At 52.5% G+C, this 13755-nt stretch carries 16 protein-coding genes; 2 read left to right on the forward strand and 14 right to left on the reverse strand.

All coding sequences use genetic code 11. The features are described from left to right. From atpA to mnmG, 10 genes are all read right to left on the reverse strand, one after another. Positions 1 to 962 (reverse strand): F0F1 ATP synthase subunit alpha (atpA, locus tag B4N58_RS14600; protein ID WP_291750514.1); only part of this gene is annotated, 962 nt, incomplete at its 3' end. A 32-nt stretch (positions 963 to 994) separates the two neighbouring features. After that, on the reverse strand, positions 995 to 1528 hold the full coding sequence (locus tag B4N58_RS14605) for a F0F1 ATP synthase subunit delta (RefSeq protein WP_008247087.1): 534 nt from the start codon (positions 1526 to 1528) through the stop codon (positions 995 to 997). Between the two features lie 25 nt (positions 1529 to 1553). Then, a complete protein-coding gene (locus B4N58_RS14610; protein WP_040512009.1) occupies positions 1554 to 2024 on the reverse strand; it encodes a F0F1 ATP synthase subunit B in 471 nt (156 codons plus the stop codon). A gap of 75 nt (positions 2025 to 2099) precedes the next feature. Then, on the reverse strand, positions 2100 to 2342 hold the full coding sequence (gene atpE, locus B4N58_RS14615) for a F0F1 ATP synthase subunit C (protein WP_008247085.1): 243 nt from the start codon (positions 2340 to 2342) through the stop codon (positions 2100 to 2102). 59 nt (positions 2343 to 2401) lie between these two features. Beyond that, positions 2402 to 3262, reverse strand: a complete 861-nt coding sequence (gene atpB, locus B4N58_RS14620) for a F0F1 ATP synthase subunit A (RefSeq protein WP_040512007.1) — start codon at positions 3260 to 3262, stop codon at positions 2402 to 2404. A 2-nt stretch (positions 3263 to 3264) separates the two neighbouring features. Continuing rightward, the gene (locus B4N58_RS15690) at positions 3265 to 3597 is read right to left on the reverse strand and encodes an ATP synthase subunit I (RefSeq protein ID WP_083797047.1); all 333 of its coding nucleotides are present in this window, start codon (positions 3595 to 3597) and stop codon (positions 3265 to 3267) included. A gap of 161 nt (positions 3598 to 3758) precedes the next feature. Then, positions 3759 to 4640 carry a ParB/RepB/Spo0J family partition protein gene (locus tag B4N58_RS14625; protein ID WP_291750515.1) on the reverse strand — a complete coding sequence of 294 codons (882 nt, stop codon included), beginning with the start codon at positions 4638 to 4640 and terminating at the stop codon, positions 3759 to 3761. Between the two features lie 21 nt (positions 4641 to 4661). Then, positions 4662 to 5438, reverse strand: a complete 777-nt coding sequence (locus B4N58_RS14630; RefSeq protein ID WP_008247077.1) for a ParA family protein — start codon at positions 5436 to 5438, stop codon at positions 4662 to 4664. 30 nt (positions 5439 to 5468) lie between these two features. Next, positions 5469 to 6146, reverse strand: a complete 678-nt coding sequence (rsmG, locus tag B4N58_RS14635; RefSeq protein ID WP_291750516.1) for a 16S rRNA (guanine(527)-N(7))-methyltransferase RsmG — start codon at positions 6144 to 6146, stop codon at positions 5469 to 5471. Beyond that, entirely contained in the window at positions 6143 to 8095 is a 1953-nt protein-coding gene (mnmG, locus tag B4N58_RS14640; protein WP_291750517.1) for a tRNA uridine-5-carboxymethylaminomethyl(34) synthesis enzyme MnmG, read from the reverse strand. Before mnmG ends, rsmG begins: the two co-directional genes overlap by 4 nt. A gap of 393 nt (positions 8096 to 8488) precedes the next feature. On the opposite strand from mnmG, the gene B4N58_RS14645 reads away from it, so the two are divergent. Continuing rightward, positions 8489 to 8734, forward strand: a complete 246-nt coding sequence (locus tag B4N58_RS14645) for a hypothetical protein (protein WP_291750518.1) — start codon at positions 8489 to 8491, stop codon at positions 8732 to 8734. 52 nt (positions 8735 to 8786) lie between these two features. Here B4N58_RS14645 and B4N58_RS14650 read toward each other — a convergent pair whose 3' ends face one another. Further along, on the reverse strand, positions 8787 to 9587 hold the full coding sequence (locus B4N58_RS14650; protein ID WP_291750519.1) for a sulfite exporter TauE/SafE family protein: 801 nt from the start codon (positions 9585 to 9587) through the stop codon (positions 8787 to 8789). A gap of 97 nt (positions 9588 to 9684) precedes the next feature. Then, positions 9685 to 11526 carry a phosphoenolpyruvate carboxykinase (GTP) gene (locus B4N58_RS14655; RefSeq protein WP_008247067.1) on the reverse strand — a complete coding sequence of 614 codons (1842 nt, stop codon included), beginning with the start codon at positions 11524 to 11526 and terminating at the stop codon, positions 9685 to 9687. Positions 11527 to 11784: 258 nt separating this feature from the next. Between B4N58_RS14655 and B4N58_RS14660 the strand changes: the two genes are divergently transcribed. Further along, the gene (locus B4N58_RS14660) at positions 11785 to 12390 is read left to right on the forward strand and encodes an MOSC domain-containing protein (RefSeq protein ID WP_291750520.1); all 606 of its coding nucleotides are present in this window, start codon (positions 11785 to 11787) and stop codon (positions 12388 to 12390) included. Between the two features lie 6 nt (positions 12391 to 12396). Here the strand turns inward: B4N58_RS14660 and B4N58_RS14665 are convergent, their stop codons facing one another. Next, on the reverse strand, positions 12397 to 13425 hold the full coding sequence (locus B4N58_RS14665; protein ID WP_291750521.1) for a hypothetical protein: 1029 nt from the start codon (positions 13423 to 13425) through the stop codon (positions 12397 to 12399). A gap of 52 nt (positions 13426 to 13477) precedes the next feature. Further along, positions 13478 to 13747, reverse strand: coding sequence for a TIGR03643 family protein (locus B4N58_RS14670; protein WP_008247059.1), 270 nt, complete (start codon positions 13745 to 13747; stop codon positions 13478 to 13480). Between the last annotated feature and the right edge of the window lie 8 nt (positions 13748 to 13755).

Here is a 13755-nt window from a genome sequence, read left to right on the forward strand (position 1 = left end):
GTTTTGCCTTTCACTTCACCCTTGGTGAATTTTTCAACGTATTCGGCGTTCACGCGTGATGCGCGCTCCAGCAAACGGCTGTGTAGATAGAACACGTCACCTGGGTAAGCTTCGCGACCGGGTGGACGACGCAGCAACAGGGAAATTTGACGGTAGGCTACAGCTTGCTTGGACAGATCGTCGTACACAATCAGGGCGTCTTCACCGCGATCGCGGAAGTATTCACCCATGGTGCAACCAGAGTAAGGAGCCAAATACTGCATGGCTGCTGATTCTGAAGCGGAAGCCACCACAACAATTGTGTACTCCAGCGCGCCGTGCTCTTCCAGTTTGCGCAATACGTTTACGATGGAAGAGGCTTTTTGGCCCACAGCCACGTACACGCAAGTTACGCCAGTGCCTTTCTGGTTAATGATCGCGTCGATCGCAACAGCTGTTTTACCAGTCTGGCGGTCACCAATGATCAATTCACGCTGGCCACGGCCAACAGGAACCATGGCGTCAATCGCCTTTACACCGGTTTGCAGTGGCTGGTCTACGGATTTACGTTCAATCACACCTGGCGCCACTTTTTCGATCACGTCGGTCATCTTGGCGTTCACTGGGCCCTTGCCGTCGATAGGCACACCCAATGCGTTTACCACGCGACCACGCAACTCGGGACCCACTGGCACTTCCAGAATACGGCCGGTACACTTGACCATGTCGCCTTCAGAAATGTGCTCGTAAGAACCCAAAATAACGACACCCACGGAATCACGTTCCAGGTTGAGCGCCAAACCAAAGGTGTTGCCCGGGAATTCCAGCATTTCACCTTGCATTACATCTGACAAACCATGAACGCGGCAAATACCGTCGCTCACGGACACTACAGTACCTTGTGTCCGGATGTCGGCCGATGATCCGAGGCCTTCGATCCGGCTCTTGATCAGTTCACTGATCTCAGAGGGATTAATCTGCATATTGATTGCTCCAATTACGTTTGAGGGCCAAGTTAGGCTGTTAAAGCCGCCTTCATCGCGTTGAGTTTGCCGCGCACCGAACTATCCAAAATTTGGTCGCCCACAGTGACGCAAACGCCACCAATCAGCGATTCATCCACTTGAACAGTGACGTTCAATTTGGAACCAAATTTCTTTTCCAATGCACCACGTACGTTTTGAACTTCAGCATCAGTCATGGGGAATGCAGAGGCGATGATCGCATCTGCAGAACCTTCATGGCTGTTCTTCAATTCTTCGAACTGTCGAGCGATTTCTGGCAAGGCCAGCAAACGGCCATTTTCCACAAGCGCACCCAAGAAATTCATTGCTTGCGCTTCCGCCGGTGTCTTGGTCAGTTCAACAAACACTTTCAACACCTGCTCGTCAGTCAACTTTGGGTTGCTGACCAGCAATTTGATGTCTTCGTTGCTTGCGACTGCCGACCACGACTGTAGCCAATCACTCCACTGATTCAGGTTCGATGTTTTGGCAACATCAAACGCTGCTTCAGCGTAAGGACGGGCGATGGTGGATAGTTCGACCATGTTGTGTTTCCTTAGCTCGTTAGGCTTACAGTTCCGCTTTCAGTTGATTGAGCAAATCTGCGTGGGCCTGGGCGTTCACTTCCTTCTTCAGGATTTGTTCTGCGCCTTTCACCACGAGTGTTGCCAACTGATCGCGCAACTGGTCACGGGCACGTTGTGCTTCGTTCGCAGCTTCCGCTTCAGCCTGCGCAAGAATTCGCTTGCGCTCAACTTCGGCTTGTTGTTTTGCCTCTTCAATAATCTGCTGGGCACGCTTTTCAGCTTCAGCCAGACGCTGCTGATTTTCAGAACGGCTTGCAGCCAATTCCTGTTCAGCTTTACGACCAGCATCTGCCAAAGCCTGCTTACCACGTTCTGCAGCGGCCAGGCCGTCTGCGATTTTCTTTGCACGCTCATCGATGCTCTTGATCAGCGGGGGCCAAACGAATTTCATCGTAAAGACCGCCAAGATGAAGAAAACGACGAGCTGAGCAAACAGCGTTGCGTTTAAGTTCACGGCATGTTTCCTCTAAAACGCACGAATTGGACTTAAAACATTCGTGCGGTGTTGTTCGAAGGAAGTGGCTGTAAATTAACCAACAAATGGGTTAGCAAACGCGAACATCATCGCGATACCAACACCGATCAGGAACGCAGCGTCGATCAGACCGGCCAAAACGAACATCTTTGTTTGCAGTTCGTTCATCAGTTCTGGCTGGCGAGCAGAAGCTTCCAGGTACTTACCACCCATGATCGCGATACCGATACAGGCACCGATAGCACCCAAACCAATGATAATGCCGCAAGCAAGAGCTACGAAAGCAACGTTAGTCATGACAACTCCTTAAATTGAAAAAATGAAAAATTAAAAAAACCAAAAAAACTAAAAATTGATCAGTGGCCCTGATGCGCCTGGCCAATGTAGATCAAGGTCAACATCATGAAAATGAAGCCCTGAAGCAACACGATCAGAATGTGGAAAATCGCCCAGATTGTTCCGGCCAATACATGGCCCAAGAAGGCAAATGCTCCACCCAAGGACAACGCAGCAGCGCCACCCAGCAAAGCGATCAGCATGAACACCAATTCGCCTGCGTACATGTTGCCGAACAGTCGCATGCCCAGGGACACGGTCTTCGCGGCAAATTCAATGAGGTTCAATACAAAGTTGGGGATCCAAAGCAGTGGGTTGGAACCGAACGGTGCACAGAACAGTTCATGAACGAAGCCACCTGCACCCTTGATTTTTACAGAGTAGTACAGCATGAGTACCAGCACACCCAAGGACATGCCCAGTGCACCGTTCAGGTCAGCAGTGGCCACTACGCGCATGTAGGGGTCGCCGGGGCTGGCAGCAAAACCCAGCGCATACAGCAACTCGCCCCACGCCATGGGGATGAGATCCACAGGCACCAAGTCAAAGGCATTCATGACCACAATCCAGAGGAACACGGTCAATGCCAGGGGAGCGATGAAACTGCGATCGCCATGAACGATGGCTTTGGATTGGTTCTCGACCATTTCCACCATCATTTCTACAAAGCCCTGAAAACGGCCTGGCACGCCAGAAGTGGCTTTGGAAGCCGCTTTGCGCAACATGAAGATTACGATTAGACCAGACAGGATGGAGAAAAACATCGTGTCCAGGTTGATCACTGAGAAATCGACGATAAATTTTTGCTTATCGGTAGCGAAATGCTGCAAGTGATGGACGATGTACTCTGAGGGGGTTAGCCCATTCGGTGAAGATGCCATACTTATCTCAAGAAAAATGCCAAAAAATAGCTTTTGAGGGTGACGACCGCTGTGAGGATCAAGGACCACCAAACAATGTTCGGATCAACTTGACTCGCTACAAACATGATTGCGATTGTTGCGCCAACCTTCAGGAATTCTCCGGCCAAAAACACAAAGGTTCCGCCCATGGGGGTTTTACTACCCAAGGCCAACCGTGCGGCGAACAAAGTGCTCGGCAACGCGACAGCAACGAAACCCCAAGCGGCAGACTGCGCATGAATTGGGGACACCAACAACATGAGGAGGCAAACTGCCACCCCGACGACCCATTGGAGTCCAACTATTTTCCACATATTTGCTGCGCTGCCACATTTAACCTTGGTTGAGTACCTATGTCGGGTACGTATTTTCCGCAAGGCTCACGTGTTTTTGACAAACCGCCAGATTATAGGGGTTTGTACGGCCCCTAGTCAAACGAAAACGGCTTATTTTTCACACCGATTTGGTGCAAAACTCAAAGCTCTTCTTTGGGAAAGCCGATGCGCTCCAGCACACCGTCCAGCTCGTCCAAATTATTGAATTTAATAGTAACACTGCCCTTGCCATTTGCATTGGCTTTTAACTGAACAGCGCTGGCCAGCCAGTCTGCCAATCCTTCTTCAAGCCGGCGCACATCGGCCGTTTGTTTGGGCTTGGCTGATTGACGATCTGCATCGCTGGCCCAGTCATTGACCAGCTTTTCGGTTTCACGCACCGAAAGGCGCTTGTTCACCACTTCATTGGCACAGGCAATTTGCTCGGCTGCGGTTAAAGCCAATAGCGCGCGGGCATGACCCATTTCAATGTCGCCAGCCAGCAACATGGTTTGAACCGGCTCAGCCAGGTTGAGCAAGCGCAACATATTGCTTGTTGCACTGCGGGATCGACCAATGGCACGGGCGGCATCTTCATGGGTCAAATTGAATTCACGAATAAGGCGCTGAACGCCCAGGGCTTCTTCAAGCGGGTTCAGGTCTTCGCGCTGAATGTTTTCAATCAGCGCCATAGCCAGCGCTGATTCGTCGGGCACAGCACGCACCAACACAGGTACTTCTTCCAAACCCGCCAGTTTGGAAGCGCGGAAGCGACGCTCGCCCGCAATAATTTCGTATTTTCCAGAGCCGATCGGGCGAACCAGAATGGGCTGCATGATGCCCTGACTTTTGATGGACTCAGCCAGCTCCATGAGTGACGACTCATCCATGCGGGATCGTGGCTGGTATTTACCGGCCTGCAGCTTGCCCAGGGGCAGCGTCATGACCTGCTCACCCATGTCTTTGTTGACATCGTCACCAGAAGGGCCTAAAAGCGCTTCCAAGCCACGGCCCAGGCCTTTCGTGCGTTTGATTGCGTTCATATCTTCTTGTCGTTGATTAAGTTATGCAGCAATGGGAAGACCCAGCCGGTCGACCATTTCATTGGCGAAGTCCAAATAGGCCTTGGCACCCTTGCTGGATTTGTCGAACAACACACCGGGGACCCCATAACTGGGCGCTTCGGCCAGGCGAACATTGCGGGGGATGATGGTTTTGAACACCTTGTTGCCGAAATGCTTTTCCAGCTGAGCGGAAACCTGCTGAGCCAGTGTCATTCGTGGGTCGTACATCACCCGCAACAAGCCAATGATGGTCAAGTTGGGGTTCAAGTTTTTACAGACCTGCTTGATGGTGTTGACCAGATCGCTCAAACCTTCCAGTGCGTAGTATTCGCACTGCATGGGAATGACCACGCCATTGGCACAACACAGGGCGTTCAGGGTCAGCAAAGACAGCGCGGGCGGACAGTCGATCAAGATGAAATCGTATTGATCGTCTACCTCGGAAATGGCTTCACGCAGCTTGATTTCACGGTCTTCAAACTCGACCATTTCGACTTCTGCGCCTGCAAGTTCACGGTTGGCTGCCAGAACATCAAACTCGCCTTCTGCACGAACAGTGGCCTCGGCCACACCCACCATGCCGACCAAAACCTGGTACACCGTGTGTTTGACGCTGCGCTTGTCGATACCACAGCCCATGGTGGCGTTGCCCTGAGGATCCAGATCGACCAGCAGCACGCGTTGTTTGGCCATGGCCAAACCTGCTGCCAGATTCACCGCTGTGGTGGTTTTTCCCACGCCACCTTTCTGGTTGGCAATGCAGAAAACTTTCGCCATCTTCTTGTCCTGTGAATGAATGCTTTGATTTTAGCGTTTAATCATGAACAAGTGCCTTGCCTCGTCCAAGAATGGCACTTCAATTGGATGAAGCGCATCAATTCTCCAACCGGCAGGAACTTCGCCGTCCACCTCAACCCTGCCCTTCAGAGCCGCGAACTGGCCATGCTCAGCCAATACATGCTGGCTCAGCGCAATGAAATTCTCGATGCTGGAAAAGGCACGGGAGCAAATCAGATCAAACGGGACATCGGCCTGAAACTCTTCGACCCGCCCGTGCACTGCCTGCGCGTTCTTCAAACCCAGGGTGGCAATGGCTTGCTGCATGAAAGCGGCTTTTTTCTGAACCGTGTCGATCAGCGTGATCTGCCAGTTAGGCTGCGCAATCGCCAATACCAAACCGGGCAAGCCTGCGCCTGCACCCACATCCAGAATTCTGGGGCTGCCAGTAGCCTGCAAGGCAAACGCAATTTCGGGCAGTACCGCCAGGGAATCCAGCAAATGGTGTGTGATCAGCTCGCGATTGTTGCGAATGGCAGTGAGGTTGTACACCCGGTTCCATTTCTGAATCAGCTGGCCATATTTAAAAAGCTGTGCATGCTGTTCGGAATTCAAACCCAAACGCAGATTTGCGATTCCCTTTTCCAGCAGATCCTGGTCTGAAGACCCAAGGGTTTCAGACTTTGGTTTTCGGTGCAGTGAATTCAAGCAACCTGCTCCGCAGTTCCGTCAGCCGACTTGTTTGCACTGGCGCTTCGATTCAACAAATCACGTTTCTTCAAATGCACCAGCAAGAGTGAGATAGCCGCTGGGGTGATACCTTGAATACGGCCAGCCTGGCCGATCGTTTCCGGCTTGTGGGTGTTCAACTTTTGCTGCACTTCTTTGCTCAGGCCATTGACGCCGGAATAATCAAAATCAGCGGGCAGGCGGATTGATTCATTGCCCGCGCCTCGCTCTACTTCGGCCTGCTGCCGAAGCACGTAACCCGCATACTTCACTTCAATTTCCAACTGGGAAATCAAATCCGTTTGCTCCAGGGGATTAGACAAAGCCAGGTCACCATTCTCTTTACTGAGGGTACTTAGATCTTGATAGCTGACATCCGGGCGTTTGAGCAAATCGTACAGGTTGTACTCCCGATCAATCCCTTTGTGCAATACCCGCTCGGCTTCGGCTTGGGCCACAATTTTCGGATTGATCCACGTGGAACGTAAGCGTTGTTTCTCTAATTCCACCGCTTCGCGCTTTTCAGAGAAGGCTTTCCAGCGAATATCGTCGACCAAGCCCAGTTTTCGACCAATCGGCGTCAAACGTTGATCTGCGTTGTCTTCACGCAGGCTTAAACGGTACTCAGCACGGCTGGTGAACATGCGGTAAGGCTCTGCCACACCCTTGCTGGTCAAATCGTCTACGAGCACGCCCAGATAGGCCTCGTCGCGACGGGGAGTCCACTGGTCTTTGCCTTGCACCAGAAGCGCAGCATTGACACCCGCCAGCAAACCTTGAGCAGCCGCCTCTTCGTAACCTGTGGTGCCATTGATTTGACCCGCGAAGAACAAACCCTCAATGGCCTTGGTTTCAAGCGTGGTTTTCAGCGCGCGCGGATCGAAGTAATCGTACTCAATCGCGTAACCGGGCCGCATGATATATGCATTCTCCAAACCCTTGATGGAGTGCAGCAGGTTCAACTGCACGTCGAATGGCAAGGAAGTAGACACACCGTTTGGATAATACTCATTGGTCGTCAAGCCTTCTGGCTCAAGGAAAATTTGGTGTGATTCCTTGTCAGCAAAGCGATGGATTTTGTCTTCAATCGACGGGCAGTAACGTGGCCCCACACCTTCGATCACGCCTGTGTACATCGGGCTGCGGTCCAGGCCACCGCGAATGATGTCATGGGTGTTCTGGTTGGTGTGCGTGATCCAGCAAGGCAACTGCCGCGGATGCATGGCTGTGTTGCCCAAATAAGAAAATACGGGTACCGGATCCAGATCACCGGGCTGTTCCTGCATCACTGAAAAGTCGATGCTGCGGCCATCGATACGTGGAGGCGTACCTGTTTTTAACCGGCCCTGCGGCAACTTCATTTCTTGCAGGCGCATGCCCAAACCAATTGAAGGAGGATCCCCTGCCCGGCCCGCGGAGTAGTTTTGCAAACCCACATGGATTTTGCCATTCAAGAAAGTGCCTGCGGTTAACACCACGGCTTTGGCCTTGAACTTCAAACCCACTTGCGTAACGGCGCCACACACACGATCGCCATCCAACAACAGATCTTCTACAGACTGTTGAAAAATGCTCAAGTTGTGCTGATTTTCCAAACGTGTGCGAATGGCTTGGCGATACAACACACGGTCTGCTTGCGCGCGAGTTGCCCGAACAGCTGGACCTTTGGAGCCATTTAAAATACGGAACTGAATGCCGGCCTCATCAGTGGCAATGGCCATTGCACCACCCAATGCATCCACCTCTTTAACCAGGTGACCTTTACCAATACCACCAATCGACGGATTGCATGACATTTGCCCAAGTGTTTCGATGTTGTGGGTCAGCAGCAGGGTTTTGCTTCCGGCGCGCGCGGCGGCAAGCGCAGCTTCGGTACCTGCATGGCCACCACCCACAACAATCACATCAAACTCTTCGGGATAAAACATTCTTCACTCCTGGCACTTGGTGCCGGAATCCAGCGTGGGATTCAAAATTCAAATGCCGAAAGCAAACGCGTTCGATTCGGCGACAATGGCGCAATTATATGCCTCGGCATGATTTTGCCCAAGCGAACATGTTTCACGTGGAACAGAAAACAGACAACTACGAGGCGACGCATCCCGTTGCCCAGCATGCTCAGGGGTGTACCCGTTTGTTCGCTTGTTGGCCCACTCAGGCGCATACCCTCTTTCGCCAGAAAACCCGACAACCCCCTTGTTGTTGATTACCCGCCCTAAGCGCACCCGCTAAACAGCGGGCGGGCTGCGCTTTCGGCCTTGCCGAACGGACGGTGAACTCAACATCAAGGGCAGGTTTTCTTGATCGGCGCCACGAGGGTATTGCGACCTAAGCGCGCTAGCATCGATGCATGCGGCAGCAACGGCAACTGCGTTGGCGTTAGCACGGGTGAGGCTTGGGTGCTGCGCCGCCTTGCCGACTTTGCGAGGCTTCCCGGCGGCTTCGCAGCGCGGGGCGACCTGCAAGGTCGATGCGAAGACGCTTATGCGTTTCGCATGCCCCAAGCCAGAAGCATCAAGCCGGATCAGAAGACTTGCTTAGGCAAGGCGGCCAGCACCCTAGCCTAGCCTAGCCAACGCCAAAAAGCCGACCATGCCTGTCATGTTCCACGTGGAACAATCACACCATCCATGCTTTCACATACGGCCAGTAACTGTCGTAACTGGTACGCAGTATCAGCAAGAACACGACGGCCAAGAGAATTTTGCGCACAAAACCTGCACCTTTACGAATGGCCAAACTTGCCCCAACTCTTGCGCCGGCCAGATTAAACACCGCCATGAGCAAACCAAGCGACACAATGACGTGCCCTGCAGGTGCAAACCACGCCAGCGAAGCGAGATTACAGGCAATGTTCACCATCTTTGCGCCCGCGGTAGCCGCCAGAAAATCAAAACCAAAGAAAACAACAAACGCCACCATCAGAAACGAACCCGTGCCGGGCCCGAAGAATCCATCATAAAAACCAATCGCCAAACCCACACAGGAACCAAAGAATCGTTCGCGATTCTTATCCAACTTGGGCGCGTGCACGCTGCCAAGGTCTTTACGTAGAAACGTATAAATAGCCACGGCAATCAGGAGCAACGGCAGCATCAAACGCAATACTTCTGTGGAAATTTGGGTGACGATGTAGGCACCGCAATAGGCACCAATCAAAGCCATGACCGTGGCAGGCAACACTGCATTCCAGGGCACTTGAATGGCCTTGGCATACTTGTAAGCTGCAAATGTGGTGCCCACCACACTAGAAATCTTATTGGTACCCAGCAAGATGGCATGCCCCTGACCTGGCATCAAACCAAACAAGGCGGGGATTTGAATTAACCCACCTCCGCCAACCATCGCGTCGATCAAACCTGCACCAAATGCTGCCACACACAAGGCCACCAGTACCCACAGCTCAATGTTTTCAAACATGAAGAATATCCGCAGAAAAGAAAACGGGCGCCTTGTGGGCGCCCGCCATAGGACTAATTCCGGAGTATCAGAATAAAGTCAAAACGTTCAAGCCAAATCAGGCCGCCAAGCGACTGGCGATTTGCGCTTTGGTCTCTTCCAGCTGTGCTGGCAAATTGTGCTTCAATTTCTCAAACAACTCGGCATGCAGGTCGAGTTCTTCAAGCCATGCGGCCTTGTCGATTGCCGTGATGGAATCAAACTGCTCTTTGCTGAACTCCAAACCATCCCAAGAAATATCGTCGTAGCTGGGTGAAGTGCCAAATACGTGATCCACGCCTTTGCCCTTGCCTTCCACGCGTTCCAAGGCCCACGCCAGAACACGCATGTTTTCGCCGAAACCTGGCCAGATAAACTTGCCTTCTGCATCAGTGCGGAACCAGTTTACGCAGAAAATACTGGGCAACTTGGCACCAGACGACTCAAGCTTCTTGCCCAAATCAAGCCAGTGCTGGAAGTAGTCAGACATGTTGTAACCACAGAATGGCAACATGGCAAACGGGTCGCGACGAACCACGCCTTGCTGGCCAAAAGCTGCAGCAGTGGTTTCTGAACCCATGGTTGCCGCCATGTAAACGCCTTCAACCCAGTTGCGCGCTTCAGTAACCAAAGGCACTGTAGTTGAACGGCGACCACCAAAAATGAATGCGTCGATTTCAACACCAGCTGGATTGTCCCAGTTGTTATCGATCACAGGGTTCTGCTCAGCAGCCACGGTGAAACGGGCATTCGGGTGCGAGGCCTTGCGACCACAATCAGGTGTCCAGTCCTGGCCGGTCCAGTCAACCAGGTGCGCAGGCGCTTCCTTGGTCAAACCTTCCCACCACACATCACCATCATCTGTCAGGGCTACGTTGGTGAAAATTACGTTGGCATTCAACGAAGCCATACAGTTTGAGTTGGTCTTGGTGTTGGTACCTGGGGCTACGCCGAAGTAACCCGCTTCAGGGTTAATCGCGCGCAACTTGCCGTTGGCGTCCGGCTTGATCCAGGCAATGTCGTCACCAATTGTTGTGACCTTCCAGCCCTGCATGGATGCGGGCGGAATCAACATGGCAAAGTTGGTTTTACCGCAGGCAGACGGGAAAGCCGCAGCCACATGGTACTTCTTGCCCTCGGGGTTGGTAACACCCAGAATCAGCATGTGCTCGGCCAACCAGCCTTGATCGCGACCCATGGTTGAGGCGATGCGCAAGGCCAGGCACTTTTTGCCCAACAATGCATTGCCGCCGTAGCCGGAGCCATAAGACCAGATTTCGCGGGTTTCTGGATAGTGAACAATGTACTTGGTGCTTGGGTTGCAAGGCCATGCAACGTCTTTCTGGCCAGCTTCCAAAGGTGCGCCCACGGTGTGTACGCAAGGCACGAACTCACCACTCTCGCCCAGCACGTCGTAAACGGCTTTGCCCATGCGCGTCATCATGCGCATGTTGACAACCACATAGGCCGAGTCGGACAACTCAACACCAATGTGTGCAATTGGGCTACCCAAAGGGCCCATTGAAAATGGCACCACATAAAGGGTGCGACCGCGCATGGAACCTTTGAACAAACCGTTCAGGGTGGCGCGCATTTTGGCGGGGTCTTCCCAGTTGTTGGTGGGGCCCGCATCTTCTTTCTTTTCAGAGCAGATGTAAGTGCGGTCTTCCACGCGGGCCACGTCTGAGGGATCAGACCAAGCCAGGTAAGAATTGGGGCGCTTTTCAGGGTTGAGTTTACGCAGTGTTCCTGCCTCAACCATTTCTGCGCAAAGGCGTTCGTACTCTTCTTGTGAACCATCGCACCACACAATATTCTTGGGCTCGGTAAGGGCTGCAATTTCTTGCACCCAAGCCACAAGTTTCTTGTGCTTGACATACGATGGCACGGTCTGGCTGACCATAGACAGCACTGCACTCATGCTAAAACCTCCAGATAGACAAATGTAATTCTTTTGTGCGGGGGCTTTGGCGCTGCTCTACAGTGTGACCGGAACATGACACCAAGCACACGGGCGATCAGTATGTCGCTTATCCGCAAACTTAGCCCTCGAGTTTAACATGTTGTAAGCAAACGGAAATAAGTTTTTCCTATAGGCATTATCACCTAATCGCATACGGTGTTTGCTTTCCGACACAGGCCATGTAAAGTGGCGAAACTGAACGAATACGGGAGCCTCATGAAGCTGATTGCAATTTGCACGGGACTGGTCGCCCCATTGGTCTATCGAACGGCATCCGGTGACATCAAAACCGAGGCAAGCGGGATCAAAAAACAGGCTGTAAGCACTGAACAAAACCCGATCCCCATCGAATTGAAAAAGCTGGGTCTGGAAGGCGATGAGCAATGCAATTTGTCAGTGCATGGTGGATTGGACAAGGCCGTGTACATGATGCCGGCTGAGCACTATGAATTCTGGAAAGCGCGCCGCCAGGAAAAGAACCTGGACACCGATTTACCCTGGGGATTCTTGGGTGAAAACCTGGTAATAGAAGGTCTGGATGAAACCCAGGTACGGATAGGTGATGAGTTTGAGTTGGGCGAAGTACGGCTTCGGGTAACCGATCCGCGCGAACCATGCCACAAATTTGCCATTCGCATGGGTTACAGCGCAGCCCCAAAACAAATGATTCAACAAGGCAACTGCGGCTGGTATTTGCGCGTTGTGCAAGCAGGGCAGTTGAATGCAGGCGTGGAGTTAAAACACTTTGCCAACCCGCAGGGCAAAACTGTACTTGAGTCCTTTCGTTTTAAAACCCGCAAAGGACAAATGGACCTGCTTTAGTGGCGCCTAGTCGATTGGCTGCTTTTTCCAAGCCCTGATTTGTGCCTTGGCTGAAGGCGACACCAAACGCCCCAATCGATCAATCCACACTGGGTTAGGGTCGTAACCATAGTGGGTCACAGCCAGCGCCAGTGCCTCTTCATCCCAGCCGTCATCGCAGTACAAATCGAACAAAGCTTCGGCCAGTACCGGGCTTCTTGGAAGGGCGCGCAGCCATTGCTCGGCCTGCACAATCGCATCGCGTGAACGGCCCGAATCACGCAACATACGAACTGCAACTACGGCCTCAAAATCATCAACAGCCGACTTTCGCAGCAACTCAGCCAACAGGCGCTTTTCACCAAGATATTCAAGAAGTGCGCGAACACGCAACCTTCTCCACCGTTTGTCGAAAGAACGCCAACTCACATTGCTGGTGGGCTGCATTTCGTTCATTTCATTGATTTCAAGCTCAAGCAAACCTAGAACGGTGTGACGATCACACAAGGCAATCTGTTTCCACCACCAGGACGGATCGACCAAGCCAGCCTGATCCAGCATGGCCACCGGATACACCAAGTACGCGCGCTCAATTGGGTTTTCAATCCGCGCCGAAACAATGCTCAGCCAATCGCGCGTGAATTCGCGCACAGCTTTGAGCAACAAGCCATGCTTGTCGTCAGCACCTTCGCAAATGGCCAGCAATTTTTGTAGTCCGTGCGCGCCCAACTCCACCAACAAATTGGGGTCTTGCTGGCGCTGCAGTTCCGATTGCAACCATCCATCAAGGACTTGTGTGCGTATCGCAATTCGCTCGCACGATTGGGCGGAAGGGCAACGGGCCTGCCCAACATAGCGATTAATCAGTTGTTTGAGTTTGCGCAGTCTGGACTTTGACTCGGCCTCATCAGTGGCGTCAAGAAGCTCACAACTACTTTCCAAAAACTGGAACGCACGGTGAAGGTCGGGCAGATGCTGCGAGGCACGCCCGAACCACAGCATCCAGTCCCGCCCACTACGCGCGGCCAGTGGGGAGTTGTGCTGTTCTTTTAGCATTCCAGACCTCCCGATTGAAACTGGTGTCGAGTCACTCGGTGAACAAACTCAGTCAGCGAACTTTGTAATGCCCTGGCGCATAGGCTTTGGTGCGAACAAAGCCACGCAACTTCAGGTGTTTGGTTTTTCGGCCAGTGACACGTTCACGCCACATTTTGAAACTACTGGCTTTCATGCTGGCGCGCATCAGCTCAATGGTTTGAGATTCATTCAAACCAAACTGAAGTTCGATGGCTTCAAATGGCGTTCGATCTTCCCAGGCCATTTCTACGATGCGGGAAATATCTTCTTCGGACAACTTAAACTGCAAAGGCTTGGACATCTGATCTC

Source organism: Limnobacter sp. UBA3528, assembly GCF_002377005.1.
In the GTDB taxonomy this organism is placed as follows: Bacteria; Pseudomonadota; Gammaproteobacteria; order Burkholderiales; family Burkholderiaceae_B; genus Limnobacter.

Coding starts and splice junctions, on each gene's coding strand:
- B4N58_RS14605 (WP_008247087.1), bottom strand. CDS start 1,528: ATGGTCGAACTATCCACCATCGCCCGTCCTTACGCTGAAGCAGCGTTT.
- atpE (WP_008247085.1), bottom strand. CDS start 2,342: ATGACTAACGTTGCTTTCGTAGCTCTTGCTTGCGGCATTATCATTGGT.
- atpB (WP_040512007.1), bottom strand. CDS start 3,262: ATGGCATCTTCACCGAATGGGCTAACCCCCTCAGAGTACATCGTCCAT.
- B4N58_RS15690 (WP_083797047.1), bottom strand. CDS start 3,597: ATGTGGAAAATAGTTGGACTCCAATGGGTCGTCGGGGTGGCAGTTTGC.
- B4N58_RS14625 (WP_291750515.1), bottom strand. CDS start 4,640: ATGAACGCAATCAAACGCACGAAAGGCCTGGGCCGTGGCTTGGAAGCG.
- B4N58_RS14630 (WP_008247077.1), bottom strand. CDS start 5,438: ATGGCGAAAGTTTTCTGCATTGCCAACCAGAAAGGTGGCGTGGGAAAA.
- mnmG (WP_291750517.1), bottom strand. CDS start 8,095: ATGTTTTATCCCGAAGAGTTTGATGTGATTGTTGTGGGTGGTGGCCAT.
- B4N58_RS14650 (WP_291750519.1), bottom strand. CDS start 9,587: ATGTTTGAAAACATTGAGCTGTGGGTACTGGTGGCCTTGTGTGTGGCA.
- B4N58_RS14655 (WP_008247067.1), bottom strand. CDS start 11,526: ATGAGTGCAGTGCTGTCTATGGTCAGCCAGACCGTGCCATCGTATGTC.
- B4N58_RS14660 (WP_291750520.1), top strand. CDS start 11,785: ATGAAGCTGATTGCAATTTGCACGGGACTGGTCGCCCCATTGGTCTAT.
- B4N58_RS14665 (WP_291750521.1), bottom strand. CDS start 13,425: ATGCTAAAAGAACAGCACAACTCCCCACTGGCCGCGCGTAGTGGGCGG.
- B4N58_RS14670 (WP_008247059.1), bottom strand. CDS start 13,747: ATGTCCAAGCCTTTGCAGTTTAAGTTGTCCGAAGAAGATATTTCCCGC.